This is a genomic window from Megasphaera coli (genome assembly GCF_900095855.1).
GTDB lineage: Bacteria > Bacillota > Negativicutes > Veillonellales > Megasphaeraceae > Megasphaera > Megasphaera massiliensis_A.
In genome coordinates this window covers 1281622-1308030 of the sequence record NZ_FMIY01000002.1, presented here as the reverse complement: position 1 = coordinate 1308030, position 26409 = coordinate 1281622, and the positions used below count along the sequence as shown (strand labels likewise).

The following is a 26409-nucleotide window of genomic DNA, read 5'->3' as shown; positions in this document are numbered from 1 at the left end:
TATTCTAAATTTAACGGATATATGCCAAATGAAATAAATTTGTGTTATACTGAATACATAAATTGTAATATTTTGAATTATACAGGAGGCGGAGGCAAATGAGACGGCAGAGGTTGGGACGGCAGATTACGGCGCCTACGGCAGGCGGCGTGTCGCGCAACCGGTACGCGGACTTCAACGTCCCCGAACGAGGCGCCGTCCTCAACAACTCGTACACGCCGACGCAAACGCAGCTTGCCGGGTACGTGCAAGGTAACCCCCATATGAATCGCGGCACCGCCAAGGTCATCGTAAACGAAGTGACCTCCGGCCGCCCTACGGCCCTCAACGGATTTATGGAAGTGGCCGGCAGGGCGGCTTCTGTCGTTGTGGCCAATCCCGACGGCATCCGTGTAAACGGCGGCGGATTCATCAATACGAGTCGCGCCGTCTTGACGACGGGAAGGCCGCAGTACGGCAGTGACGGGAGCCTGAGGACACTGCAGGTGGCGCAGGGGACGGTGCGCGTAGACGGCAAGGGATTGGACGCAAGAGGGGCGGACAGCCTGACCGTCCTGACACGTGCGGCCGAAATCAACGCGGGCATCTGGGCAAAGGAGGCAGGCATCGTTACGGGAGCCAACGACATAGACTATGACACGGGCGCCTTGACGGTTACGAGAGGCAAAGACGGTAAGCCGGAGGTGGCCCTTGACGTGGCGGCCATCGGCGGCATGTATGTGAACCGAATTTATCTCATCGGCACGGAGAAGGGGCTGGGCGTACGTACGGCCGGAACACTTATAGCCGCCGGGGATATCGTGCTGGAAGCGGACGGGAGCCTGCATGCGCGCAAGGACGGCCGCATAAGCGGGGAGAACGTCACGATCAAAGCCGGTGCGGCGGATAATGAGGGCCTCATTGCGGCGGACAAGAAGGTAAGCATTCAGGCGGCAACTATCGTAAACCGCGGCACGGGAAAACTGTACGGCGGGGACATTGCGCTGCAGGGAACAGTCGTTACAAACCGCAAAGACGAGGCCTTGGAGAAAGAACTGGAAAGGGCGGTTGCCGCCTTGGGACAGGCGGAACGGGAACTGGACGAGGCGTACGGTGCGGACGTTACGAAATTTACGGCGAAGGAAGACCTGGCGGCGTATAATGAACGTATCGAAACGGCGTCCCGAGCCTATGATGCAAAGCTGCAGGCCGTAAAAGCCGTAACGGCGCGCATGAACGAAATGCCGTCTCCCGTCATGGCCGCGCGAAAGACGCTGACCGTCAACGCCGCCGACAAGGTGGTAAATGCCGCCGGAGCCATGCTGTACAGCGGCAGGGCCATGCATCTTCGTGCCGGCAATACGATTACCAACAAGGGAGCCGTCATAGAAAGCCTCGGCGCCATGACACTTGCGGCACCGGCCGTGGAGAATACAAACGGCGCCTTTTCGGCAAAACGCATAGGCGGGGCGTGGACAACCAATCCCGATACAATTCGTATCGACCAATACGACCACCCCGAGCGGGGACGGATATTCGCCAAAGACGAGTTTTCGAGCTTGGGCAGCGGCTACGGCGCGCATCATCACGGCAGTGCCATGGAACAGTACGCGCCGGCCTATGACAGAATTACGCAGCCGACGGCGGAAGAGATAGCGGCCGGCGCACAGCCTGTCCCGGAAGAAGAAGTCGGGAAAAAGATAGCCAACTACGAATGGAATGACCCTATCTTTACCACCCTGGGCGTAACGCCGATGGAAAGCGCCCGCCCGGCGGAAGAAGGGGCGCCGCAGACGGCCTGGGATACGAAGTTTGCGGCAATATTGGAAGAACTGCAGGCAAAGATTACGGCTCATAATACGGAAGCCGTGCGGCATAACGCGGCACTGGGAGAGACGGCCGATGCCCCGATCCACGACTACACCGTTATGCGCACCGAATCACAGTCGTCGGAAAAGGTCGTACAAACGACGAACGGCGGCCTCATTCGCAGCGGTGACGACATGGCGATTGAGGGAAGCCTTATAAACGACAACAGCCGTATGATCTCCGGCAAGACCCTGCATGTAACGGGAGCCGTAGACAACAGGGCGGCGGAGAAGTACAGGCAAACGGTTACGGTCGGTACGGCGCAGGCAAGCTATACGTATAAGCGGCGGTGGCCGCATAAATCACGGCGCAGAGGGTATAAGGCGGAAGTCTTCCTGACGCCGGATATTTCCTATTCCTCCCCGGAAGCTCTCGGTGTCGCCGCCTATAAAGACCATGTACCCCTGGAAGCGGGGGCGGAAGTGCCCGTTCCCGCCATATATACCGTTCATCCGGAGAGTACGGCCGCATATGTCATCGAAACGGATCCGGCCTTTACGAACGGGCAGCGGTTTCTCTCGTCGGATTATATGTACGGGCAGATGCGTTGGGACCTGGATAAGCTGCCGAAGCGGCTGGGTGACGGCTTTTATGAACAGGGGCTTATACGCGACCAGATCTTAAACCGGACGGGAAAAAGATACCTGGACGGCTATACGGATGATGAGGCCATGTACAAGGGCCTTGATGCAGGCAGGAATCGCCTATGCCGAGGACGTGGGCCTATCCCCCGGCGTGTCCTTGTCGAAAGAGCGGGCGGCGGCCCTTACGGCGGATATGGTGTGGCTGGAGACGAAAACGGTTACTGTAGACGGGAAAACACGGACCGTCCTGTATCCGCGCGTATACCTGCAGCCGAATACGGTCATCCGGCTTCTGCCCGACGGGAGCCTTATCAGCGCCGGGAAACTGGTCATCGACACGAAAGAGGCTGTAAAGAATGCAGGCTTGATACAGGGAGACAGCCTGTCCGTTCGGGCCGGAAAGATAACCAATACGGGGAATCTGGCCGGGAGTGATATCGCCCTTCACAGCAGCGAAGACATTCGGCAGGACGGGCGTATTACGGGCAACGGCAAGGTAACCCTAACGGCGGGTCGCAACGTCACCATGGACACCGGCGTAGCGCACCTGGCCAATGAAGACACGGCAACCCGTACGGCAGGTATTGCCGTTACGGGACCGGACGGCGTCCTCATCGTAAGTGCCGGAAAGGATATACGGCTGGCAGGTGCCGCCTTACAGGCCCTTGGCGAGAAGGGAGCCGTTGTCCTGAATGCCGGGCAGGACGTAACCCTTGCGGCGAAGACGCTTTCCATGCAGAAGGACATGACCGCGGACGGCGACAACTACCTGCGTATGAAGCGGCAAAGTGAGCTGGGCACAACGCTTGCCGGCAAGGGCGGGGTTACGGTGGAAGCGGGCCGGGATATAAAGGCCCGTGCGGCGGCGGTGTACAGCAAAGACGGGGCGGTTACCCTGTCGGCAGGACGGGATATAGGCCTTACGGCAGGAAAAGAACGCTCCGTCGACGATTACGGCCTGACGCACAAGGAACACGGCCTTATGTCCTCGTCTGCGACAACGACCAGGACCCATGACGACCATGAACGCGTGTTGGGTACGGTCGTGGCGGGAAAGACCGTAACCCTTCAGGGAGAACGGGACATCGCCATGACGGCGGCGACAGTTGCCGGCAAAGACGGGGCAGCCATAGACGCAGGCCGCCGCCTCACGACCGGTGCAGCGGCCCGGTACGATAGGGAAGATACGTATCACCATGTAAAGGAATCGGGCATCATGGGTGCGGGATTGGGACTTTTCATCGGCACGAAGAAGACAAGGGACACGTATGACGGCGAATTTACGACGCACGCGGGCACGGCGATTATTTCTGCAGACGGCGCCGTTTCTTTGCATGCCGGCGATACGGCTCGGTTGACCGGAACCGATGTCAGCGGCAAGACGGGTGTTTCCCTTACGGCACAAGACATTACCCTCGACGGCGTGCAGGACATCGCCGACGAGAAGCGGACACACGAAGAATCGCGGTCGGGGCTTACGGTGAGCGTGAGCAGTCCCGTCGTGAGTGCCGCGGAAGGTGCGCGCAGTACGTACAGAACGGCAACATCAAGGGACAACGGGACCTTGAAGCTGCTGGAACTGGGCGAAGGGATCAAGGACCTGCGTAAGACCGTCAAGGACATCGGCAGGAACGGTACGGGAAGGCCGGGCATTCATGTGGGCCTCGGCTCGTCGTCATATAAGCAGGCCTACGGGGAAGAGAGAAAGACCTACGTCGGCGGGACTATTAGTGGTGCACATATCCATATTGCTGCAGACAGCGCGGCAGAGGCAAAAGGAACCATTCACGCCACCGGCGAAAGCCTACGGGGGAAAGACGTCACCTTGCATGCGTCACGCGACATCCGCTTGGATGCCGGCGAGAACGTGCGCCGTGAAACGACGGACTATACGAGCAAGGGGGCGTCTGTCGGTGTGACCTTTACAGGCGGGACGGTGACGGGCGCGGACGCGTCGTTTTCGAAAGCAAAGGAAACGGGCGTAACTGAACAACGGACCTATACGGGCACCACGGTTCTTGCAGCCGGTACGCTGAAAACAACATCCGGAACCGATACGGTCCTCATCGGCTCGCAGATAGGGGGCAATAGGGCGGAGGTACGGGCAGGACGGAACCTTACGGTAGAGAGCCTGCAGGATAGAGATACCTACCGGGGCAACAGCTCGTCTATAGGGGGCGGAATATCGTATGCCTTCGCAGCGGGACAAAAGGCGCCGGAATGGCTCAAATACAGTCACCTGAGCAAGTATGCGGCACCCTATACACCGGGAAGAGCGGGTGCCGCTGCCGCTATTAACAAGGGGAAGATAGAAAGCGACTACATAGGAGTGACCGAACAGGCCGGCATCTATGCGGGAGACGGCGGCTTTGCCGTAAACGTGGGCGATACGACGCAGCTTAAAGGGGCCGTTATCGGCAGCACGGCAAGTGCGGAAAAGAACAGCCTGACTACGGGGCATCTTGTCATGGAGGATATACAAAACAGCGCGTCGTACAAGCTGGACAACAAGGGCATAGCGTATAACAAGTACGCCGGTAAAGAAGAACGGGATGCAAACTACAACAAGACGGGCCTTACGCCGGATGTCTTGCCTGGTGTACAGAAGGACGTACATACCGCGACGAAATCCGCCATCGCATGGGGAACGATTACAACGACTAAGGAAGACGTTGACCTTACCGGGATAAACAGGGATACGGCCAACGCTCTGAATCAGCTGGGGAAAATCTTCGACAAGAAGAAGCTCGAAGAGAGGCAGTTGTTAGCTAAAGAATTCGGTGAAATAACATTTAAAGCCATTGGCGACTATGCAGCCTATCGGCAGCGCCATGCCAAAAGCTATGAAGAGTGGAAGGCATGGCAGGATGGCGGGGCCAATAAAGTCATGCTCCATGCCCTTGTCGGGGGAGTTATGAGCAAAATCGGCGGCGGCTCCTTTAAGGCGGGAAGCTTCGGCGCCGGAGTAAATGAATTGGTGCAAAAAGAATTGCGTAGTATAAAAGACCCGGCCGTGCGGCAGTGGACTGCTTTCCTCATCGGCGGCGCGACAAATGTGCTTATCGGGGAAACCCGCAGTATAGGAAGTGCCGCGGCATTGAGCGGCACGAAATGGAACTATTTAACGCATGAAGAATTTTTTGCACTTAATGCAGAATATTATGCATGTAAAACGGAGGAAGAGCGGGATGCCGTATTGGAGAAATGCCGACTCCTGGATGAAGAAGAACGGCCTTCCGCGCCAATTGAACTGCATCCCATTTATGGTGGTGAAGGGATAGAGGCTACGGTTAGCGGCTTGAATTTGGATGACCATGCTAAAAAGATGCGGAAAGAAGCGTATGAAAGTATGGTAAACGAATATAATGATGAATTTGATAAACAAAAGAATGTAAAAATATACGATTCCGCCAAAAGAAACAAGGCTGCCCTTGAACTGTTAGAAGCGCGTGCTGAGCTTTCTAAAAAATACGATATGCCATTAGCCAGAGATTTGCTTAATGTGTTTTTGGATCATTACGAGAAAGACGGTGTGATGCAGCTTGATTACAAAAAGTATGGCATTACGAATGTCGAACATACAAAAAATGGCTATCCCATATTTGAATTCGGGAAGGAATCTAATGTCAACAGGGTATTGCGGGAAAATGTACCTTTAAGCATCTTTCTTGTTAGTCAGACTATAAGGAATGTAGGAAATAAGGGTGTGAAAATGCCTACGTTTATGACGTCAAACAGCTTTTATTCGTATGGAAGAGATCTTGCGCTTGGATTAGGGTCGGCTACCTCAATCGTAACAATATATAAAATAAGTCCGGATTTAATTGCGGCGAAAATAACAATAACAGATAATTGGAATCATAGCCCAATTGATGCGCATCTTAGAGATCTCTTTGGAGCGGCATATCTGGTACAGCAGTCCGGACTGAGGAAGACCTATGCATTTAAGACCACGTATGATGTTATCCTTTCATTGAAGGAAGTGGAGGAAAAGTTAAATGAATATTGAGCGAAGGCCGGTGAAGGCGGTAAAGGTAACGGTATATACCCTCTTGGTTATTCTGGGTTGGCTTGCTATCGGCTTTGTAGAATTGGATTCCATAAAATATTTTGGCCTGCTGCGATATAAATTTATTTCCAATATTACGCTCATTCATGATGAGGCAAACGTTGCGGTAGAGCCATGGGTATTTGCATATACCTACAGTCCCCCGTATTTATATACCTATGGCGTATCGGGATATACCAAGACCGATGTACTTCCCGGCGGAAGCGTAGAGAAAGTATATAATTCGGTTTACTATAACTATGTACCCGATGAATTTATGGGGCCATTTGAAACTACATTACAGCGGTTTAAGGATAAATTCGGGAAACAACTGATTTTAAGGGACTCGTTGCAAGATGTGTCGGAGATGGATAGACATATTTACTTAGGGTTAAAAGAAGCTGGGCAAGAGCGTAGAACGTCTTATTTCAGAAGGAAATGTATTCATTTCCCGGACAAGATAGATGAGTATTTGGAGAAGGAGAGAGGATTAGATTCTCTATAGCCGGAAGTAAAGAATAATAGTTTATTGTTTTGAAAAAATGAGAGCAGATCAGCCGAGCTTGACGGCTTTGCCGAAGGGCACTTTCTTTTATATTTACTATATGAGGGGGTGTCAGCAAGATAGACGCGTCTCGGTCAAATCGTCTATCGCCCCGGAAACGATTGCAACGACAAAGGAAGCTGCTGATCTTATGATGTTACCTTTTCGTTGGCAGAATTATATAGGGTGAAATAGAGATGACAATTAGGATGAGAGCATGGAGTTTGTTGACGGTAATGGCATTTATTATTTTATATGGTATGTACTGGTCTACCGTGAATGTTATACAGGTAGATAAGGTAAAATACTTTGGGATGATGCGGTATGAGATGGAATCCGATAGAAACCTTATTCAGCATAACGTCTATGTTGCTATAGAACCATGGATATTTGCGTACTATTTCGAGTCACCGTACTTATATACCTATGGAATATCGGGATACACCAAGACCAATGTAATCCCCTTTGGAAAAGTCGAGAAGGTTTATAACCGGAGCTATTATCAAACCGTGTCAGAAGAATTTACGGGACCGTTCGAAACTACATTGCAGCGGTTTAAGGATAAATTCGGGGGCCAGTTGATTTTGAAGGATTCTTTACAGGACGTGTCAGAAGGCGATCGGCAGATATACCAAACCTTAAGAATCAAAGGAGAATCTGAAAAGATCTGGTATTTTGACGAGATCCTTCGTCGTGGATTAGAAAAACAAGAGGATATCTCTGCTATGAAGACTTGTTTGGAGGAATTATAAAAAACTCAGGGTGTATCCTTATCAGAACAATGCCACTGAAAGTAGTTTTATATATGTATCGACCTTTACAAAACTAAAAAAGGAAACATGGAGATTACGGTCACTATCAGCAAGAGGAAGATAGAAAGCGACTACATAGGAGTGACCGAACAGGCCGGTATCTATGCGGGAGACGGCGGCTTTGCCGTAAACGTAGGCGATACGGCGCGCCTTAATTCCCGACCCATATTTCAAGGCTATTATGTGGAGGAAAAGTTAAATGAATATTGAGCGAAGGCCGGTGAAGGCGGTAAAGGTAACGATATATATCCTCTTGGTTATTCTGGGTTGGCTTGCTATCGGCTTTGTAGAATTGGATTCCATAAAATATTTTGGCCTGCTGCGGTATGAATTTATTTCCGATATTAGGCTCATTCATGATGAGGCAAACGTTGCGGTAGAGCCATGGGTGTTTAGATATACCTACAGTCCCCCATACTTATATACCTATGGCGTATCGGGATATACCAAGACCGATGTACTTCCCGGCGGAAGCGTGGAGAAAGTATATAATTCGGCTTACTATAACTATGTGCCCGACGAATTTATGGGGCCATTTGAGACTACATTACAGCGGTTTAAGGATAAATTCGGGGAGCAACTGATTTTAAGGGACTCGTTGCAAGATGTGTCGGAAATAGACAGAGCTATTTATATGGAATTAAAGCAGACCGGAAATCCACGTAAAGAGGCTTATTTCAGAAGAAAATGTATTCATTTCCCGGACAAGATAGATGGGTATTTGGAGAAGGAGAGAGGATTAGATTCTCTATAGCCGGGAGTAAAGAGAAAAGTACATTCCACAGCGAAATTCGCTATGAAAGCGCGATTGCAATTATTCTTAGATGGAAAAGAAAAAAGAATTAATAGCCATCTTGAAATCAGCCGTTTAATAGAAACAGGGGACGAGATAAGTGGGTAACACTAGAGACAACAACGACTCAGAAAAAGCTGCTTCGTGGCATCACTTGGCAGTAACAACGAAATCCTGTCTTAGAGAATTAAATATTGTATATGGCATATCGATTATTTTAGGAATTTATATTTTACTGGCAAATTAGAAAGAGAAAGGATTTACTATTTTTTAGAGACGGAGGACGAGTCATAATGCAATATCGCTCAATCTGCATCGCCATTTTCTTTGCAACCTGCTGTACATGGATACAAGCCGCTTCACCTTCCATGCCGGTACGGCAGGAACAGCTCGAGCAGACGCGGCAGGAGGCGCTTATTCGTTCGGAACGGAGGCTGGCGCCGCAGGCGGTAATCGGTACTGCCGCAGTTGAGCATCCGAGTTCGACGGCTTTGCCGGGGGGAACTTCCTTTTATATCCGCTCCATAGAGGTGGAACATGCGGACAAGGAGTTTTCCTTTTTGGCATATAGGGCACAGGCGCAGGCCGGGAGGCAAATGGACAGCACTGCCATTCAACAGCTTGTAGATGAGCTGAATACGGTGCTCCTCGAAAAAGGCTATGCCACCTGCCGCGTACTCCTGCGGGAACAAAATTTGCAGGACGGTGTGCTGCGCCTGTATCTTCTTGCAGGACGGCTGCGCACGGTCCGTTACAGTGAAGACAGTGCCCGTGTGCCGTGGCGCTCGGCCTTTCCTATACGGGAAGGGGATATTCTTAACCTTCGCCTCATAGAGCAGGGGCTGGAACAGATGAAGCGGCTGTCTTCCCAGGATGTGGCCGTGAAACTCGTGCCTACACAAGACCCGGAGCTTACGGATATAGAGCTTACGGTCAAGCGTACTCGTCCGGTTCACGGACTCTTATCCCTCGATAACTCCGGACTGTCCGATACGGGGAAAGTACAGTGGAGCGCCTCTGTTTCCATAGATCAGCCTTTATACGCCAATGATATACTGTCTATCGGTATAAACGGAGACGGCATGCGTGACGGCTACCTGCGCGGCACACGGGGACATAACCTGTACTACCGCATTCCTCATGGCAACGATACATTCTCCTTCTTTTACAGCTATTATGATTATCGGCAGCACGTGCGGCAACGGCCTTATTCCTTTATCAGTACGGGCAAGACGAAGCGGAGCGGCATTACGTGGGACCATGTCCTGAGCCGGACGCGGCGGCAAAAGACGAGCATGGACGTAAGCCTTACGAAACGGCATTCGCATTACTACATTAACGACATGGAGATTCCCGTACAGGCTCTGCATACGACGGCCTTGGAGGTAGGGATATCCCGCCGCCTTTACACGGGCAAGGATACGGTCTATACACGCTTAGGGTATCGGCGGGGTATAGGTCTTTTCGGAGCGCAGGCGGAATCGAAGGATACGGACGCCCCGAAAAGCCGGTATCACATGTGGCTCATCGATGCCGAATATACACATCCCTTTACGATGGGACACCGGCCGGCTGTCTTTTCCTCCTCTTTACACGGGCAGTGGACGACCGGCGGCGACAGACTGTACGGCGTGGATATGATCAGCATAGGGAACCGGTACACGGTGCGGGGGTTTGACGGGGAATATACGCTCATGGGAGAAAGCGGCTGGTACGTGCAAAGTGAAGTTTCTTCCTATATCCCGGCACTGCACAGCTCCGCATACGCCGGTATCGATGCAGGTGCCGTATACGGACCTTCGGCACGGATGGGGACAGGCAGAACCCTTGCCGGTGCTGTCGTGGGCATGCGGGGAGATATTTCGCCCGGCTTTTCGTATGACGTTTTTGCAGGGACGCCGCTATACAAACCGCAAGGGCACCGAACGGGCAGAGCCTTCGGTTTTACGCTCAGCCGGAGGTGGTAAATATGCAAAACAGACGACACGCAATGGTGCATGCCGTCTGTTTTCGTTTTTCAGCCGCGAATGTATTCGGACAGGTCCCGGGTACGTTCCTGGTTTGCCATGGAGAAACCGCCCTTTTCGATGCTGTCAAAGTCAAGTACGGTATCTTTGGTATCCGGCGGAGTCAGTTTTTTTACTATGCCGTAGGGCTTTTGCAGGGATAAGGTACGGTCCTTGCCGGAGAGGAGCCAGAGGATTTTATATCCTGCCGGTGCGAGGGTCATTTTTTCTTCTCCCTTGCCGTCCGTAAAGTAGACGAGGGCGTCCGGTTTTTCTTTATTGGCATAGGCGATGACCGGTGTAAAAGCCGTGCCGCCCCGCTTGGGATAGCGTTCCTCCAGGTCGCGCAGCTCGGTGACCGGATAGATGCGGCGAATTTCATTGTCGCATTCAATGACCGTAATGTCGTGGTTATAGGCCCGGATGATTTGCAGGACCTGTTCCATAGCCTGTGTGAATTCGCTGTCGCTGATACTGCCGCTGATATCGAGGGCAATAAAGAGCCTGGCCTTTCTGCTGCGCAGATCCCCGCGCAGGTCGAGGCGTTCCGGCTGGCGCCTGTTTCGGCGCGTCGTCGTCTTTTTCTTTTCCGCCGCCACGGAGCGGACGATTTTTTTTAAGTACTCGTACCAGGGGCGCTCGTTCCGCTGCTTGGAAAGTTCCGTCAGGAGATTGTCCAAGTAGGACGAAAGCTTTTCCTTCCGTGCTCCGTCGGCGGCCTTTTTTGTAAACCGAATGAGTGTCGCCTCGTCGACTTTATCCGATTCTTCCCAAATGTCGTGGGTTGTTTCCGGATTGAAGCGCATGGGCACGGCGTCTTCGGACATGCTTCCCTCGTCAGGTGCGTTGCGGCCTTTTTTGCGCCGGTTCAGGGCGAGCTGAATTTCTTCCGCGTAATACTCGAAGGTCTCGAAGAGCGGCATGGTAAGGTTATACTGCAGGTTGACGAGGGGCAGCGTAACGGCATCTGCCGGCAGGGGAGAAAGGTAGGTATTGACGACGATGTCCATGGCCATGTTCAGCGCCAAGGGGGAATATTCGTTGCGCAGCTGTTTTGCCCGCAGCAGGTGGAGAGATACGATATGCAGTATTTCATGCTTAATCGTGCTTTCCATCTGTTCCGGTGCGAGCGGCAGAAAGAGGAAGGGATTAAAGTATATGATATACTTGGCTTGTTTGAAGTTTGTCCCCGTCGGACTTTCCATGTCGCAGCGAATATCGCGGCCCATATGAAAGAGAAAGTAGCCGAAGAAGTTGTCCGAGTCTTCCATGAGGCGGAGATTTACGGCGTTGATGAGGGCGAAGAAGCGCCGGCGAAAGTGCGGCGGCACGATGAAGCTTGCCTGCGCCTTGCCGTCACTCATGTCGACGAGGGTACAAAGCTCCTGATAAAGGAGAATCGATTCACTTTCCGGAGAGACGGTCCGTTTCATAGTCTTTGCCGTTTTCTGCGAAAGGCCGCAAAATAGGCGTCAATAAAGGCATCATTTTCTGCGGCATATTTATAAATGAGAGGCATGTTGTTGCGAATATCCTTCATGATGGCGACCATCAGATCGACCGGGTAGGTTTGCAAAAAGAGAACCAGTCTGTTTAAGGCTTTTGTGCTGTCGACGGAGCCCTCATCCAGATGGCGGCGCAGTTCGTTTAAAATATTTTTTGCGCTGATGTAGAGGCGCGTATGGGTTTCATCGGCAACGGCCGCTGCAATATTTCCGGACAATTCGGCACCGGAGAATACGTCTTCGTACGTGAGGAGAGGCTTGTAGGTGCTTTCAATAAAATTGAGAAATTCTTCCGCAATCATTTTACCGATATTACCGCGAATGACGTTATAAAAAACGGAACGGGGAATAGTGTCCGTATTTTCTTTATATAAGGAATAGAGTTTGGAAATACGTTCATAGCTGCGCGGTGTCGCGTTGATATCGTCTTCGTTAAGGCTGTTGAGGTATTCCGGGTAAGTGGAGATAAATTGACATACCCGTTCTTCAATGTGATTGTCGGCAGCCCAGCTGAGCCATTGAATCGGATCGGCTTCCATGTAGAGCCAGACGAAGCGGTTCTTTTGAGCGTCATCCATGTCGACGGCTTCATACTCGTACGTGTCGGACGGGTTCATGGCGGCGACGATATGTACGTCCCGGCGAAGCCGGTAACCGTTGATTTCACGGTTCAAGATAAGGTTCATCAGTTCCTGCTGCACTGCATGCTCACAGCGGTTTATTTCGTCGATAAAAAGCAGAACCTGATGACCGGCCGACAGCAGATCGTCAATTTCTTTCAGTTTGTGGTGCACTGCATATACGGTCGTTTTTTCGCGCGTTGCGGCGGACGTGTCCGTTTGTCGGAAAAAGTCTTCAATCAGGGGCAAGCCGCCGATTTCCCCTTCTTTCAGCAGGTTGCCGTCGATCGTTACCAGTTTATAGCCGTTTTGCCGTGCCGTTTCGACAGCCAGGGCGGTTTTGCCGATGCCCGTCTTGCCGACGAGGAGCGGTACCTGACCGGCGGCCAAAACGAGTTCCACGCTTTTTAAGGTGTCTGTAAAGTTCATACTGTACCTCTAAGAGAATTTCAGTTTTTCGTCGACCGCAATGCGGCGCGCCTTTTTGCTGCCGTATTCGTCGATGAGCGCAATTTTGTCAATGGGCATGGTCGAAACGGTTCTGCCGATACTGCGGCAGTTGATGAAATCGCGGATGTACTTTTCGTCCACGTCCGGATTCGCCACGGCCTCCTGCAATGCGTTTTCCACGGCGTCGACGGCGACGGCAAAGCCCGTGGGCATGTATTTTACGATAAGCGTGTTTACTTTCATGAGAGCGAGAAATTTTTCCGCAGTCAGATTTTTTATAAAACGCAGGGCCTGTTCATCATTTTTTACGGCAATGCATTCCGTACTGAAGGCGGGCTTATCGATGTAGCGCAGGGCAGCGTAGTTTTGTGCCGCCGCCGCTTCCTGAACGGCAACGGATGGAGAATCAATATATTTTACGGCGTCGTAATTTTTGCGGATTGCCGTGAGCTGCAGTTCTTCGTCGGCGTCTTTAATATACTTTAAAGCCCAGCCCGAGTAAGACAGGGCCAGGCGTATAAGCCGGCCCGACGGATGCTTGATATATTCCAGATTGGCCCAGCTCTTTTTTACGGCTTTTTCCGCCAGGTGCTCCGGCGGATCCGGGATGAACTGAACGGCTCTTGCTTCGTTTTCAATAGCCGCTTCCTGGACGGCGAGAGACGGATTTTTAATATATTGCAGAACCATACCGTTTTGTTTAACGGCGGCGAGCATGATTTCTTCCGTCGGATTTTCAATATGTTCCAGGGTATACGGGTTGCGCTTTACCATTTCCAAATAATTTACATTATCCATAGAGTCTCCCTGCATCTGAGATTATACGTTTAATTCATTGCCAGTATTATAGCACGAGAGGCGGAGAATAACTATATGTACAACTCTCCTGCAGCAAGAGGGGCACACGTATTTTTTAGATATAAAAAGGCCCGGCAGGCCTTTTTTAATTACTGAAATCCGTATCCAAAATGGCAAACTGCCTGTATTCGGGAATGCGCTTTTGCAGTTCTTTTTCGATGCTTTCCAGCGCGCCGCGGGGATCCGGCTCGTCAAAGTCGAAGATGAGGTCGTAATAAATCGTTTTCTCGCATTCCTGTACATAGAAGGCATGGATTTGGAGTACGTGAGGATACAGACTTAAAATATCATCCAGTTCTTTTTTGATCTGCAGCGCTTTCAGGTCATTTTGATTTTCCGCATACACGCCGATAGTCATGACGATGCCGAATTTGTCGTAAATATCGGAAGCAATGCGCTTGTTTAAAGGATGTACGTCGGCAATGGTCAGCGTATCCGGAAGGGAGATATGAACGGAGCCGATCGTTTCTCCCGGGCCGTAACTGTTTAAAATAAGATCGTATACGCCGCCTACGTGCGGGTAAGAAGCAATTGTTTCTTTCAGCTTGCGGACCAGCGTATCATCGGCGCGAATACCGATAAGATGATTATACATATCGTGGACGATGCCGATGGCCGCTCTGATGATACAAATACCGATAACGGCACCGACGTAACCTTGGATATCGAAGCGGAAGAGATATACGAGAAGGGACGAGACGAGTGTGGCACCTGTTAAAAAAGCGTCGTAGAGTGCGTCAACAGCGGAGGCGGAGAGTGCGTCGGACTGCCAGCGTTTTCCTTCCTTGCGGAAATAGAATCCCATGAAGATTTTTACGATAACAGCTGCGGAAATAATGAGAAGATCCGTTAAAGCAAAGGTCGATGTAACGGGATGAAGGATATGCTCGACCGATTCCTTCAAAGAAATAAGACCTGCACTGAGAATGATGAACGCGATGGCCATGGTCGTTATATATTCGATGCGGCCGTGGCCGAAGGGATGTTCTTTATCGGCTCTCTTGCCGGCCAGCCTGGTACCTGCGACGGTCAGGACGGAAGAAAGAATATCCGTCAAGTTGTTTACGGCATCGAGGATGATAGCGATAGAATGGGAAGACAGCCCGATGATCACCTTGAAGATAACGAGCAGCATATTGCTGCCTATGCCTTTCAGGCTGGCAACGGTGATGCCTTTATTACGCATTGCCGCCTCTTCGTTTAATTGCATGCGTATTACCTCTTTTCAAGAATACGGGACAGGGGAAGTTAAAAATAAATTTTCTATAAGTATAACAGAGGCTTTCTTATAGGAACAGTGTTTGAATTCGGTTTTTTGCAGACAATCTGATCTGAAAGGTTGTATAAAAAAGACAGGCGAAATATGTTTGCGCCTGTCTTTAGGGAGTAATTGAGATGTTAAAATTATTTTTAGCCCAGGATGGCTTTCAAATCCGCTTCCGGCGTGCTTGTCGGGTGGATATTGAAGTTTTCTACAAGGTAGTTGAGGACGTTCGGTGATACGAAGGCCGGCAGCGTAGGTCCGAGATAGAAATTCTTGAGGCCCAGTGCAAGCAGCGTCAGGAGGATACAGACAGCCTTTTGTTCGTACCATGAGAGAACAAGCGTCAAGGGCAAATCGTTTACGCCGCAGCCGAAGGCTTCAGAAAGGGCAACGGCAACTTTAATGGCGCTGTATGCATCGTTGCATTGGCCCATATCCATGATGCGGGGCAGACCGCCGATAGAACCGATATCAAGGTCGTTAAAACGGTATTTGCCGCAAGCGAGGGTCAAGATAACCGTGTCCGCCGGGGACTGCTTAACAAATTCCGTATAGTAGTTGCGGCCCGGGCGGGCACCGTCACAGCCGCCGACTAAGAAGAAGTGTTTAATGGCGCCGGCTTTGACTGCGTCAATGACCTTGTCGGCCACGCCGAGAACGGTGCCGTGAGCGAAGCCGGTCATGACCGTATTACCGCCGTTGATGCCGGTCATAACATGGTCTTCCGTATAACCGCCGAGCTCCAATGCTTTTTCGATAACCGGCGTGAAGTCCTTGTTGTCGTCGATATGGACGAGCTCGGGGTAGGACACGACTTCCGTAGTGAAGACGCGATCCGCATAAGAGGGACGAACGGGCATGAGGCAGTTCGTCGTGAAGAGGAAGGCACCGGGAACGTTGGCGAATTCTTTCTGCTGATTCTGCCAAGCCGTGCCGAAGTTGCCCTTCAGGTGTTTGTATTTCTTCAGTTCCGGATAACCGTGAGCCGGCAACATTTCACCGTGCGTATATATGTTAACTCCTTTGCCTTCCGTCTGCTTTAAAAGAAGCTCCAAGTCTTTCAAATCGTGCCCCGTTACGACGATGAACGGGCCCTTTTCAATGGTCAGGGGAACCGTTGTCGGTACAGGCGTGCCGTAGGCCGTCGTATTGGCGCGGTCGAGCATTTCCATGCAGGTTAAGTTGACCGTGCCCGTTTCCAAGACGACCGGCAGGAGATCTTCCATGGTCAAATCTTCGCCGAGCGTGCGCAGGCCCTTGAGGAAGAAGTCGTCCACGCTTTGATCGGACCGGCCGAGCATGAGGGCGTGGTATGCATAGGCGGCCATGCCGCGCATGCCGAAGAGAATAAGGGATTTCAAAGAACGAATGTCTTCATCGGCGTGCCAAATTTTTTGTACTTCATAATTGGCGGCGGCACGATCCGTTTCCGTAGAGGACGGAAGACTGCCGTTCACGGATTTACCGCTCAAAAGAGCCGCTTTTTCCGCGTTTACCTTATCGATTATGACGTGCATCGTTTCTTCGTTAAAGTTGACGTTCGTTATGGTTGTGAACAGGCCTTCCAGGACGATACGATGCGTGTAGGCCGTCGGAGCGGCCGTAAGACAGACACGGGCCAGACCGATTAAGGCACCCGTCAATTCATCCTGAAGATTTGCGACTGTCGAAGACTTGCCGCATACGCCGGCGCAGCCGGTGCACCCGGTACCGCCTGCCGTTTGTTCACATTGAAAGCAAAACATTTTCCGTTCCATGTCAAAAACCTCCTGTACGTGTGACTGATTGCGATTTATCTGGGGAAAACTACGGTTAAGAGCATTTTGAAATCTTCCGGCGCATGTACGGAATGAGGCTTCGTTGCCGGCATGACGAGGGATTCGCCGCTTTTAACGATATATTCCTTGCCGTCAACGATGAAGCGGCCCGTTCCTTCGAGAACCGTGACCAGAGCGTCGCCTGCAGAATCGTGTGTACCGATTTCTTCCCCTGCGGCGAAGGCGAAAACCGTAATGCTTACAGCGTCGTTTTGTGCCAATGTGCGGCTGACGACCTGCCCCGGAGCGACCTGTACCTGGTCGGCAAGGGCCAATACTTCTTCATGCGCTATATTTTTGATATATGCCATAATGGGCACCTCCTAAAGAAATACGGATGAACAGAACTGACTATTTCTCATTACGGACTCAAGTATAATTCATAAATTGAGAATGAGCCGTTGTATTTATAACATAATAGAAAAATTCATAGAAAAAATTCTTTTTTCCGCTATAATAGAAGCAGTTATTGATTACGGCAAGGTAACGCATAAAGGACGGAAAAGAAAACGTATGAACGGGTATAATAGCATGCGCACGATATGCGCCGTTTTAGCCGCGATGCTTGTGTTGTCCCTGCCCTGCGGCAGTTTTGCCGCAGCAGCGGAAAAGGCGAACAGGGACGAAAAGGGAGAAACGCCGCTCGTCAGTATTGTGAAGACCGGTACGGTTACGGTTTCCAAGGAAAATCCGCCGGCAAAAGCAGCCATAGAACCGGCGCCTGTAACGACGGCGACGAAAGAAAAAATAAGTATTAACCTGGCCAGCAGGATTCTTACTTTGTATCGGGGCAACGTGCGGGAGAGGAGTTATCCTGTCGGCGTAGGAAAATATTCTACACCGACACCGGTCGGGTATTATACCGTAGAAAATAAAGAAATCAACCCTACGTGGATTGATCCGGACGATACGGATGTGAGCATTCCGGCTGGTGGCGCCAATCCCTTGGGCTATCGATGGATCGGCTTTTCCGGAAATTACGGTATTCACGGTACGAACCGCCCCGACACGGTGGGACATTATGCTTCCAACGGCTGCGTGCGTATGCGGGAATGCGATGTGGAAGACCTGTATGAACGCGTTCGCGTCGGTACAGACGTGGAAGTATATTATAATCGTATCGTTATTGAGGCGTCACCGGATCATACCGTATCGTATTATATATACCCTGACGGCTATGAGCGGCAGCCCTTGACGGTGGCGGCCGTCAAACAGGCGTTGGCGGGATACGGCGTCGACACGTTTGCCGAAGACGGAGCCGTGTATGAAAAGATTATAGCTTCCGACGGTAATCCTGCCTATGTGGCCAAAGCCTACGATCTGGTCGTGGACGGCAAGAAGCTTTCCCGCCGCGCTCTCGGCAGGGACGGGATTGTCTATTTGCCGGCACAGGTTATTGCCGACGCTGTCGATACGGCTCTGGTATGGAACGGCAGCAGAGGCATGCTGTCAACATCTTACGGAGAAGCACCGGGGGTCGTATGCAGTGATATTCTTTATGTGGCCGATATGTATGCGGGCGATATTTTTCCGTTGACGGGAGCGTTAAGGAACGATTTTGTCTATGAAATGAAGGCGCTCGAAAAATCTGAATAAAGTATTTTTACAGAAAATAATTCTTCTCTATAATGTAGAATGAATTTTTTTTCATACTATATCTTCCAAAGATGGCGAAGACTTTGCTTTTGGGGTTGCCGCGACCTTTGTAATAGGTGTATAATAACCATCCCATAGAGATTTTAATAAAATTTATCGTTTGGAAGAGAGACGTATAAAATATGAATAGAAGAGAATTTTTACGGCGAACCTTTTTTACCGGCGTCGTGACCGTTTTGTCGTCGGGTATTGCCGTTCCCGCCATGGCTGCCGGTAAACAGGCTAAATTGACTGTCAAAGAAAATCACTTTAAATTTCAGGAGCCGCTGGTGAGAAGGGCTAAAACCGAGGCCGTTATCGTTCACCACGTAGGCGGGACGGATCAGGACGTGTCGGCCGCCAAGATTCATCAATGGCACTTGGCCAATAAATGGGCAGGCATAGGCTATCATTACATTATTCATAAAAACGGTACCGTTGAACGGGGGCGGCCTATGAATGCCGTCGGTGCCCATTGTTATAACCATAATCACAATACGGTGGGGGTCTGCTTTGTCGGTGATTATGAACGGGCCGTGCCGACGGAAGCGGCCATCGCTTCAGGACAGATCCTTCTGGCATATATCTGCAAGACTTACGGCCTTACGCCGGGGACCAAGACGATCGTCGGTCACCGCGATCTTTGTGATACACTCTGCCCGGGCCGCAATCTCTATAGTGAACTGACGGCTATTCGCAGCGGCGTGGCTAAATATTGTTGACCGCTTTATTCCCGAATTAACCGAAAAAGGCATAGACGCAGCGACTCGTTGCGTCTATGCCTTTTATAGCTCTTCAGCTATGAAAGACTTTCCAATTCTTTTTTCTTGCTTTCCGTTCCCAAAGAAATAACGATGATTGAGATGATGACGAAGACAGAAGCGAAGATATAGAAAATGCCGCTTATATCCCATGATGCGCTGAGAAGTGCGCCGACCAGGAAAGGAGCCGCCATACCGCCGATTCGCCCGAAACCGGCTGCCCAGCCGCAGCCGAGACCGCGGATAGACGTAGGATAGAGCTCCGGTGTATACGTATAGACAACGCCCCAGGCACCGAGGTTGAAAAAGGACATGGAGCCGCCCCAGAACAGCAGTGCCGTGACCGAGCCGGCATGGCCGAAAAAGTAACTGGAAATACCGCTGCATAAAAGGAATAATGATAGGGTATACCGTCTGCCGAGGCGATCGACGAGCCACGCGGCAGAGTAATATCCCGGCAGCTGGGACAGTGTCATAATAAGCACGTATTCGAAGGTCTTGACGACGGCAAATCCTTGTTTAAAGACGAGAGACGGCAGCCACATAAAGATCCCGTAGTAGCTGAATACGATGCCGAACCAGACCGCCCAAAGCATAACGGTCCGCTTGATAAAACGGTCCGACCACAAGGTTATAAAGGACGGAGAAATATTCCGCTCATGTGCTGTCAGGTCTGTCGCCGTAAACGGCTTGAACGGCACGCCCGATTTTTCTTCCAGGTCCGCAACGATACGGCATGCTTCCTGTGCTCGCCCTTCTTTCAAAAGGTAACGGACCGATTCGGGCAAATGCGAACGGATGATAACGGTATATAAGGCGGGAACGGCGCCGATAATAAATGCGGCGCGCCATCCCGTAACGGGAATGATGCAGTAGGCGATAAGTGCTGCCAGGAGCCAACCGATGGCCCAGAAGCTTTCGAGCATGACCATGAAGCGGCCACGTACGCGGCCGGGAACATATTCCGTTACTAATGTTGCCGCTACGGGAAGTTCTCCGCCCAGGCCGAGACCGACGAGAAAACGAAAAACGAGTAAGCTTTCATAATTCGGCACGACGGCACAGATACCGGTGGAGATACTGTAGAGCAAAATCGTCAGGGAAAATACTTTTTTTCGGCCTATGCGATCAGCTATCGTGCCTGCAATGACCGCGCCTAAGGCCATGCCGATGAGGCCGATGCTGCCGAGCATTCCCGCCTGTGCTCCGGTCAGTCCCCATTCTTTGATCAAAAGCGGCAGGACGAAAGCGATAAGCCCTGTATCCATTGAGTCAAAAACCCAGCCGATACCGGCGACGACGAGCAACTTGTAATGAAAAGAGCTGACCGGCAGCATGTTCAAGCGATCCAACATAGTTAATTTCTCCTTCCCTCATGCAATTAACATGTGTAAAGTTTTTTGTATACATAGAGTATACACATGAGAAGATAAAAAAGCAACGGAAATATTTCCGTTGCTTTTTTATGAGTAGAGAAATCCTTCTTTTTCCAGTGCTTTTAGTATTCTCTCCATTATTTCCGCCGTCGGGGCCTCAATGAGATGTGTATGGATACCGCCGCTGATGCTGCTGAGGACGGCGGCATTCGTATTTCTCATACGCTTCATATATTGACTGACATCGTTTTCCGAGGTCAAATGGAGACTGCCCTCGAGATTGCCGTATACTCCGTGTTCAACTGTTACATTGTGGACGGTGCCGCCGTTTTTTATAATCGTGAGCAGCTCCCGCTCCGTTTCTTCCTGACCGTGTTTACAGACGATCGTCCGTTTGATGCCGCTCACGTGACGGCGCAGGAGTTGATAGCCCTGCGGCGTGGAAATGACAGGTGTACCTTCCGCGCGGAGCCGTGCGATATCACTGACGATGATCTGCCGCGTAACATGGCAGATATCGGCCAGTGACGACCCGGTGAGGGGCGTGTTTGCCCGAGAGAGAAGCTCCATGATACGAAGCCTTCGCTTACTTGTGTTCATATGGTTCTCCTGACTTATAAAGTATAGTTCTATCTTAGCACAAAAAAATACATATTGTCGAAAAGAGGAAAATGCAGCTTATCAATAATGCAATAAAAAAAGATATTCATGCGTTTATAGAAAAATGAACAGAGAAATCGGCATATTATTTGCATAAAAATGAATTGATTCGGGCCGGGCGGGATTTGCAAATTTACTGCATAAATGCTGTAAATCTAAATATATTAGAGAGAAAACGGAGAAGAATTTTAATGTGAAAGAAAAAGTATAAAAACCACATATAAGCTTGATGTGGCAATGTGGACGAGTTTATAAAAACATACTATAATCAATATATCTGAAACCATAATAGCGAACATGCATTTATTTAATAGCCGGATTGCTGTTATGGGGTGTATTTAATTTTTATGTAAAGGAGTTGAAGTATCGTGAGTGAAGAAAAAAGGCAAATTGTGCATGAAGACCTGAATCGCGGCCTTCAGGAACGGCATATTCAGCTGATAGCGCTTGGCGGGGCTATCGGTGTCGGACTGTTTCTGGGATCCGCGTCGGCGATTGAAAAGGCCGGTCCCGGTGTTGTTCTTGCCTATATCATTGCCGGAATTGCCATCTTTTTCGTTATGCGCGCAATGGGTGAAATTACGATAGAATATCCCGTATCCGGCTCGTTCAGCGCGCATGCTTACCAGTTCCTGAATCCGTTGGCAGGGTATGTTTCCGGCTGGAACTACTGGTATGTATGGGTCGTCACGTGCATGGCCGAAATAACGGCCGTCGGCGTATATGTCCATCTTTGGCTGCCCGATTTGCCGCAATGGATATCGTGCCTTTGCGCGTTGGCCCTGATGACATGCGCCAACTTGATTTCCGTTAAGGCCTACGGTGAGTTTGAATTTTGGTTTGCGCTGATCAAGATCGTTACAATCATCTTCCTCATTATAACCGGTGCAGGTATGATCTTCTTCGGCCTCGGCAATGACGGCGTCGCAGTCGGGATTTCCAATTTGACTGCACACGGCGGATTTCTTCCCCATGGCTTCGGCGGTGTATTCGATACGCTGCTGATGGTTCTCTTCGCCTATGTAGGCATTGAAGTTATCGGTGTCACGGCCGGTGAAGCGGCTAACCCGGAAAAGACACTGTCTGCGGCAATCGATAAGGTCCTTTATCGAATCCTCTTATTTTATGTCTTAGCGTTACTGGTCATTATGTCTATTTATCCTTGGGATCAATTGGGACATGCGGGAAGTCCCTTCGTCATGGTTTTTGAAAAGCTCGGCATCAGCGGTGCCGCGCATGTTATTAATTTCGTCGTCATCACGGCAGCCTTGTCTTCGTGCAATTCCGGTATTTACAGTACGGGCCGCATGCTGTACAACCTGTCCCTCCAGGGCAAGGCGCCGAAAGCTTTTGCCACGGTCAGCGCCAACAAAGTTCCTTATAAAGCATTAGGGATTTCCGTTGTATTTATGCTCATCGGCGTTGCCTTAAATTACTACCTGCCTAAAGATGTTTTTGAAATTGTCACATCCGTCAGCGCCTTTGCCTGCATGGTGACGTGGATAATGATTCTCTTCTGCCAGATGAGTTTCCGCAAAAAAGTCGGCAGTGAGGGAATTGAAAAAATTCGCTATAAAATGCCGTTTACACCGTATTCCAACTATCTCACACTGATCTTTTTTGCCGTCGTTCTCGTGTCGGCCCTCTTTAATGCGAATACCCGTATCGGCATCATCGCAACGGTTATCTGGCTGGTATTTCTCGTATGCGTATACTATATTGCAGGTCTTAATAAACAGGAAAAGGTAGAATTCTCCCGATATGAAGAAGAAAAATAAGGAATGCCGACGTTCGTTAGAAAGAGGTGATCAAAATGAAATGGGATGAATTTATTTCAAATAATGTAAAAGCAATCAAACCGTCAGGTATTCGTAAGTTCTTTGATATTGCCAACCAAATAGAAGGCGTATTGTCACTGAGCATCGGGGAACCGGATTTTGCAGCACCTGATAAAATCATCGATGCGATGATAACCAGCCTGAAGGAAAAGAAAACGGGCTATACGGGGAATTCGGGCCTGCCCGAATTGCGTGCCGCCATTGCGGAATATTTTGAGGCCCATTACGGTGTAAAATATGACCCGGTCAGTGAAATCATCGTTACAGTCGGCGTATCGGAAGGTTTGGCCATGGCACTTCTGGCCCTTGTGGAACCGGGAGACGAAGTGCTTATTCCCGATCCGGCATATGTCGCTTACCCTGCCAGCGTACAGCTTGCAGGCGGCGTTCCCGTTATGGTACCGACATATCCGGAAGACGATTTTAAACTGTCGGCGGAAGCACTGGAAAAGGTCGTTACGCCGAAGACGAAAGCCCTTGTTATCGGCTATCCCAATAATCCGACCGGTACGGTTATGACGGCGGAAGAATTGTTGCCCATTGCAGAATTTGCTCGGAAGCATAATCTTGTCGTTCTGGCCGATGAAATTTACTGCGAGTTGGTTTACGGAGGCACGCAGTTTACGACCTTTGCGAAATTGCCGGGCATGAGAGAGCGGACGGTCGTCTTCAACGGATTCTCCAAGGCATGGGCTATGACGGGGATGCGGCTCGGTTATGTGTGCGCGCCGAAAGAAGCGATTGATCCTGTTTTAAAGCTTCATCAGTACGCGATCATGAGCGCGAATACGCAAGCCCAATACGGCGGTATTACGGCGCTCAAGGAATGTGCCGCAGAGGTGGAGGAAATGCGTCGATCCTATGACGAACGGCGTAAGGTCATCTATCAGGGCTTGAAGGATATGGGCTTGCCCGTATTTGAGCCGAAGGGCGCTTTTTATATCTTCCCCGATATTCGCTGCACGGGCATGACGTCTTCCGATTTTTGCGAAAAACTCGTACAGGAAGAAAAGGTCGCCGTCGTCCCCGGTTCGGCTTTCGGCGACTGCGGCGAAGGGTTTGTGCGGATTTCCTATGCGTCCAGTATGGAAAACATAAAAGAAAGCTTGGTGCGCATGGGCCGATTCGTGAATAAGTATAGAAAATAAAATATACATACAATAGAGGCGGTAAGGAAATGGACCTCGTGTTCATTTCCTTACCGCCTCGTTTTTTTGTCTGCAGCAGCCGTGTGCTGTGCGTTTTATTAAGATGCCTCCGGCGCCGCTACATAGGCGAGGGGGTTGTATTTTTCTTCCAGTCGTGCGAGCATGTCCACGTATTTGACGACGAAGCCGGTTTTTTCGTTTTCGTCGGCAATACGGCGAACTTCGTCATTTATTTTTGTCTTGATTTCTTCGGATAATTCACGGTTTGCAAAGGGATAGACGACGTTGTTTTCTTTTTCCACATGGACTTGCAGGCGGTTGGCGTAGGCCATGATTTCCGTTAAAATATCAAGCTTATATTCCGTGCGCGGATCCTTGTCGTATAATTTCAGCGCTTCGTCAAGGCTGCGCACATAACTACGTGCCAAATCGTGTTCGACGAGCATGCCGTGCGTAATAATCGTGTTGGCAACGGGCCCCATGTGTTCAACCATTTCCGGGAAGAGCACGTGTTCTTCTTTTTGATGATGGTTGGCGTCGGCATAATTACGGATAAAATCAATGATGTCCGCGAAATCCCGTTGATTGATTGCCGCTCCGTCCAGAATGGAACAGCACATATTTTTAATGACCCGAAGCATGCGGGAAATATTGGCATGTTCCTCAATCATAACATCCGTAGCGTACATAACAATACCTCTTTTCGTAAAATTTACTTGCTGATTTCATACTGCCGCCCGCCGAGGCTCTTAAGCTTAAAGGTACTGCCCGAGAGAAGACCTTTAATCAAAGCGCTGCGCAGTTTATAGTAGCAATCGCCCTTACCGTTCCAAAATTCGCCGTGCAAATCCTGCGTCTCTTCCCAGATAACGGTGTCCGGTGTACTTTCGACGACTTTCATAACTTGGTCGCAAGGCATACCGTTGAGTAAGGTGTCGTCCAAGAGATGAAAGGCTTCCGGTGCCGTTACGGGAACTTCCGTAACGGCCGCTTTGCCGAAGTTGCAGGCGACTTCTTTCAGATCGGCAAAGCGGACAGTGTCGGTTGCCGTAAGCGTTGTCACCAAGTCGGCCAGGCGGCCTTCACTGTCATGGATACGGTTTTGAAGCCAGCCGTGAATGTTGCTGCCGTCAACGGCTTCGGCCAGGTCGCGCCGTTCCGCCGTTTCGTATGCTTTCACTTCATCCGCCGTGAGCCAGCCGTTTTTTACGGCGTAGGTGCCGATGGCGTCAATCAGCCCTTCTTGCAGTTGAATCTTTTTATATAACCAAAAGTGGACGGGGCCTAAAAATGCGCTCATTAGAAAATCCTCCTACTGCTTATTTGCCTGAATGGCAACGTTTACGGCCGTCGTGATTTTAGCGGGGTCAAGGCCGTGTACCATGCAGGCATTGGCGAGGCTTTCCTGCTGTGATGACGGGCAGCCGAGACAGTGCATGCCCTGAGAAAGCAAGGTGTCTATGACTTCCGGATGAAGGCGGACAATGTCGCCGACGAGCATATCTTCCGTAACCGTATCGTTCATATCTTCAAATTTTTTCAAAACTGTTTTTAACATAGTGAGTTCCTCCTTTAGCTATTCCCGTAATGCGGGGCTCTTCATTTCTGAGACCAGTATAGCGCAGTCCGGCGCCTTTGACGGTTGTAAAAGCAACAGGCAAAAAATTCTCCAATGCCGTAATTGCATAAGATGATTTTATGTTTTTGTAAAAAGAATTGAAATAATATTTTTTTTCGGGCCATTCGGCCATATTTATGCGAAAGTGGTCGTTTTTGCAAAGAATAGAAAACGGGCGACCGATTAGAAGAATTATATAAGTATAAAGGGCATTGGCAAAATCT

The 26409-nt window shown here is 50.4% G+C and carries 23 protein-coding genes; 11 read left to right on the top strand and 12 right to left on the bottom strand.

Annotated elements, in window-relative coordinates; genetic code table 11:
- Window positions 1-98: 98 nt before the first annotated feature.
- The 7 genes from BQ2674_RS08605 (at window position 99) to BQ2674_RS06830 (ending at window position 10596) form a co-directional block, all read left to right on the top strand.
- Window positions 99-2867 (top strand): filamentous hemagglutinin N-terminal domain-containing protein, encoded by a 2769-nt coding sequence (locus tag BQ2674_RS08605; protein WP_075573057.1) that lies wholly within the window; start codon window positions 99-101, stop codon window positions 2865-2867.
- A gap of 91 nt (window positions 2868-2958) precedes the next feature.
- On the top strand, window positions 2959-6441 hold the full coding sequence (locus BQ2674_RS06855; RefSeq protein WP_316244730.1) for a hemagglutinin repeat-containing protein: 3483 nt from the start codon (window positions 2959-2961) through the stop codon (window positions 6439-6441).
- Window positions 6431-6985 carry a hypothetical protein gene (locus BQ2674_RS06850; RefSeq protein ID WP_075573055.1) on the top strand — a complete coding sequence of 185 codons (555 nt, stop codon included), beginning with the start codon at window positions 6431-6433 and terminating at the stop codon, window positions 6983-6985. Before BQ2674_RS06855 ends, BQ2674_RS06850 begins: the two co-directional genes overlap by 11 nt.
- A 275-nt stretch (window positions 6986-7260) precedes the next feature.
- Window positions 7261-7776 (top strand): hypothetical protein, encoded by a 516-nt coding sequence (locus BQ2674_RS06845; protein ID WP_235828831.1) that lies wholly within the window; start codon window positions 7261-7263, stop codon window positions 7774-7776.
- An 87-nt stretch (window positions 7777-7863) separates the two neighbouring features.
- Window positions 7864-8046, top strand: coding sequence for a hypothetical protein (locus tag BQ2674_RS06840; protein WP_075573053.1), 183 nt, complete (start codon window positions 7864-7866; stop codon window positions 8044-8046).
- Window positions 8036-8590, top strand: a complete 555-nt coding sequence (locus BQ2674_RS06835; protein ID WP_075573052.1) for a hypothetical protein — start codon at window positions 8036-8038, stop codon at window positions 8588-8590. The genes BQ2674_RS06840 and BQ2674_RS06835 overlap by 11 nt, the downstream gene beginning before the upstream one ends.
- 332 nt (window positions 8591-8922) lie before the next feature.
- Window positions 8923-10596, top strand: a complete 1674-nt coding sequence (locus BQ2674_RS06830) for a ShlB/FhaC/HecB family hemolysin secretion/activation protein (RefSeq protein ID WP_075573051.1) — start codon at window positions 8923-8925, stop codon at window positions 10594-10596.
- A 50-nt stretch (window positions 10597-10646) separates the two neighbouring features.
- Here the strand turns inward: BQ2674_RS06830 and BQ2674_RS06825 are convergent, their stop codons facing one another.
- The 6 genes from BQ2674_RS06825 to BQ2674_RS06800 all read right to left on the bottom strand — a co-directional run bounded on the left by BQ2674_RS06825 (window position 10647) and on the right by BQ2674_RS06800 (window position 17460).
- The gene (locus tag BQ2674_RS06825) at window positions 10647-12068 is read right to left on the bottom strand and encodes a vWA domain-containing protein (protein WP_075573050.1); all 1422 of its coding nucleotides are present in this window, start codon (window positions 12066-12068) and stop codon (window positions 10647-10649) included.
- A complete protein-coding gene (locus BQ2674_RS06820; RefSeq protein WP_075573049.1) occupies window positions 12065-13189 on the bottom strand; it encodes an AAA family ATPase in 1125 nt (374 codons plus the stop codon). The genes BQ2674_RS06825 and BQ2674_RS06820 overlap by 4 nt, the downstream gene beginning before the upstream one ends.
- Before the next feature lie 9 nt (window positions 13190-13198).
- A complete protein-coding gene (locus BQ2674_RS06815) occupies window positions 13199-14008 on the bottom strand; it encodes a DUF4116 domain-containing protein (RefSeq protein ID WP_075573048.1) in 810 nt (269 codons plus the stop codon).
- Between the two features lie 145 nt (window positions 14009-14153).
- Window positions 14154-15278, bottom strand: coding sequence for a cation diffusion facilitator family transporter (locus BQ2674_RS06810; RefSeq protein ID WP_075573047.1), 1125 nt, complete (start codon window positions 15276-15278; stop codon window positions 14154-14156).
- Window positions 15279-15478: 200 nt separating this feature from the next.
- Window positions 15479-17089: a hydroxylamine reductase gene (gene hcp, locus BQ2674_RS06805; RefSeq protein ID WP_187364813.1), complete on the bottom strand. Its 1611-nt coding sequence runs from the start codon at window positions 17087-17089 to the stop codon at window positions 15479-15481.
- 35 nt (window positions 17090-17124) lie between these two features.
- Window positions 17125-17460: a cupin domain-containing protein gene (locus tag BQ2674_RS06800; protein ID WP_075573046.1), complete on the bottom strand. Its 336-nt coding sequence runs from the start codon at window positions 17458-17460 to the stop codon at window positions 17125-17127.
- Between the two features lie 220 nt (window positions 17461-17680).
- Between BQ2674_RS06800 and BQ2674_RS06795 the strand changes: the two genes are divergently transcribed.
- Window positions 17681-18745, top strand: coding sequence for a L,D-transpeptidase (locus BQ2674_RS06795; protein ID WP_075573381.1), 1065 nt, complete (start codon window positions 17681-17683; stop codon window positions 18743-18745).
- Window positions 18746-18927: 182 nt separating this feature from the next.
- Complete coding sequence (locus tag BQ2674_RS06790) at window positions 18928-19506, top strand: N-acetylmuramoyl-L-alanine amidase (protein ID WP_075573045.1); 579 nt, start codon at window positions 18928-18930, stop codon at window positions 19504-19506.
- 77 nt (window positions 19507-19583) lie between these two features.
- Here the strand turns inward: BQ2674_RS06790 and BQ2674_RS06785 are convergent, their stop codons facing one another.
- Both BQ2674_RS06785 and BQ2674_RS06780 read right to left on the bottom strand, forming a co-directional pair.
- Window positions 19584-20900: an MFS transporter gene (locus BQ2674_RS06785; protein WP_075573044.1), complete on the bottom strand. Its 1317-nt coding sequence runs from the start codon at window positions 20898-20900 to the stop codon at window positions 19584-19586.
- Window positions 20901-21008: 108 nt separating this feature from the next.
- Window positions 21009-21521: a transcription repressor NadR gene (locus tag BQ2674_RS06780; protein ID WP_075573043.1), complete on the bottom strand. Its 513-nt coding sequence runs from the start codon at window positions 21519-21521 to the stop codon at window positions 21009-21011.
- A 428-nt stretch (window positions 21522-21949) separates the two neighbouring features.
- Here BQ2674_RS06780 and BQ2674_RS06775 point away from each other — a divergent pair, with 428 nt between their 5' ends.
- Together BQ2674_RS06775 and BQ2674_RS06770 are read left to right on the top strand one after the other, a co-directional pair.
- The gene (locus BQ2674_RS06775) at window positions 21950-23359 is read left to right on the top strand and encodes an amino acid permease (RefSeq protein ID WP_075573042.1); all 1410 of its coding nucleotides are present in this window, start codon (window positions 21950-21952) and stop codon (window positions 23357-23359) included.
- A 35-nt stretch (window positions 23360-23394) separates the two neighbouring features.
- Entirely contained in the window at window positions 23395-24567 is a 1173-nt protein-coding gene (locus tag BQ2674_RS06770; protein WP_075573041.1) for a pyridoxal phosphate-dependent aminotransferase, read from the top strand.
- Between the two features lie 98 nt (window positions 24568-24665).
- Here the strand turns inward: BQ2674_RS06770 and BQ2674_RS06765 are convergent, their stop codons facing one another.
- Genes BQ2674_RS06765 through BQ2674_RS06750 form a run of 4 tightly spaced genes read right to left on the bottom strand, consistent with a single transcriptional unit; the run spans window position 24666 to window position 26318 of the window.
- Window positions 24666-25256, bottom strand: coding sequence for a hemerythrin domain-containing protein (locus tag BQ2674_RS06765; protein WP_075573040.1), 591 nt, complete (start codon window positions 25254-25256; stop codon window positions 24666-24668).
- Between the two features lie 23 nt (window positions 25257-25279).
- Entirely contained in the window at window positions 25280-25867 is a 588-nt protein-coding gene (locus BQ2674_RS06760; protein WP_075573039.1) for a hypothetical protein, read from the bottom strand.
- 12 nt (window positions 25868-25879) lie between these two features.
- Complete coding sequence (locus BQ2674_RS06755) at window positions 25880-26125, bottom strand: DUF1858 domain-containing protein (RefSeq protein ID WP_075573038.1); 246 nt, start codon at window positions 26123-26125, stop codon at window positions 25880-25882.
- Window positions 26097-26318: a hypothetical protein gene (locus tag BQ2674_RS06750; protein WP_075573037.1), complete on the bottom strand. Its 222-nt coding sequence runs from the start codon at window positions 26316-26318 to the stop codon at window positions 26097-26099. The genes BQ2674_RS06755 and BQ2674_RS06750 overlap by 29 nt, the downstream gene beginning before the upstream one ends.
- Between the last annotated feature and the right edge of the window lie 91 nt (window positions 26319-26409).

Coding starts and splice junctions, on each gene's coding strand:
- BQ2674_RS06770 (WP_075573041.1), top strand. CDS start 23,395: ATGAAATGGGATGAATTTATTTCAAATAATGTAAAAGCAATCAAACCG.
- BQ2674_RS06765 (WP_075573040.1), bottom strand. CDS start 25,256: ATGTACGCTACGGATGTTATGATTGAGGAACATGCCAATATTTCCCGC.
- BQ2674_RS06840 (WP_075573053.1), top strand. CDS start 7,864: ATGGAGATTACGGTCACTATCAGCAAGAGGAAGATAGAAAGCGACTAC.
- BQ2674_RS06810 (WP_075573047.1), bottom strand. CDS start 15,278: ATGCAATTAAACGAAGAGGCGGCAATGCGTAATAAAGGCATCACCGTT.
- BQ2674_RS06815 (WP_075573048.1), bottom strand. CDS start 14,008: ATGGATAATGTAAATTATTTGGAAATGGTAAAGCGCAACCCGTATACC.
- BQ2674_RS06785 (WP_075573044.1), bottom strand. CDS start 20,900: ATGTTGGATCGCTTGAACATGCTGCCGGTCAGCTCTTTTCATTACAAG.
- BQ2674_RS06855 (WP_316244730.1), top strand. CDS start 2,959: ATGGACACCGGCGTAGCGCACCTGGCCAATGAAGACACGGCAACCCGT.
- BQ2674_RS06755 (WP_075573038.1), bottom strand. CDS start 26,125: ATGTTAAAAACAGTTTTGAAAAAATTTGAAGATATGAACGATACGGTT.
- BQ2674_RS06835 (WP_075573052.1), top strand. CDS start 8,036: ATGAATATTGAGCGAAGGCCGGTGAAGGCGGTAAAGGTAACGATATAT.
- BQ2674_RS06820 (WP_075573049.1), bottom strand. CDS start 13,189: ATGAACTTTACAGACACCTTAAAAAGCGTGGAACTCGTTTTGGCCGCC.
- BQ2674_RS06790 (WP_075573045.1), top strand. CDS start 18,928: ATGAATAGAAGAGAATTTTTACGGCGAACCTTTTTTACCGGCGTCGTG.
- BQ2674_RS08605 (WP_075573057.1), top strand. CDS start 99: ATGAGACGGCAGAGGTTGGGACGGCAGATTACGGCGCCTACGGCAGGC.
- BQ2674_RS06800 (WP_075573046.1), bottom strand. CDS start 17,460: ATGGCATATATCAAAAATATAGCGCATGAAGAAGTATTGGCCCTTGCC.
- BQ2674_RS06795 (WP_075573381.1), top strand. CDS start 17,681: ATGCGCACGATATGCGCCGTTTTAGCCGCGATGCTTGTGTTGTCCCTG.
- hcp (WP_187364813.1), bottom strand. CDS start 17,089: ATGGAACGGAAAATGTTTTGCTTTCAATGTGAACAAACGGCAGGCGGT.
- BQ2674_RS06830 (WP_075573051.1), top strand. CDS start 8,923: ATGCAATATCGCTCAATCTGCATCGCCATTTTCTTTGCAACCTGCTGT.
- BQ2674_RS06780 (WP_075573043.1), bottom strand. CDS start 21,521: ATGAACACAAGTAAGCGAAGGCTTCGTATCATGGAGCTTCTCTCTCGG.
- BQ2674_RS06825 (WP_075573050.1), bottom strand. CDS start 12,068: ATGAAACGGACCGTCTCTCCGGAAAGTGAATCGATTCTCCTTTATCAG.
- BQ2674_RS06750 (WP_075573037.1), bottom strand. CDS start 26,318: ATGGCCGAATGGCCCGAAAAAAAATATTATTTCAATTCTTTTTACAAA.
- BQ2674_RS06845 (WP_235828831.1), top strand. CDS start 7,261: ATGGCATTTATTATTTTATATGGTATGTACTGGTCTACCGTGAATGTT.
- BQ2674_RS06850 (WP_075573055.1), top strand. CDS start 6,431: ATGAATATTGAGCGAAGGCCGGTGAAGGCGGTAAAGGTAACGGTATAT.
- BQ2674_RS06760 (WP_075573039.1), bottom strand. CDS start 25,867: ATGAGCGCATTTTTAGGCCCCGTCCACTTTTGGTTATATAAAAAGATT.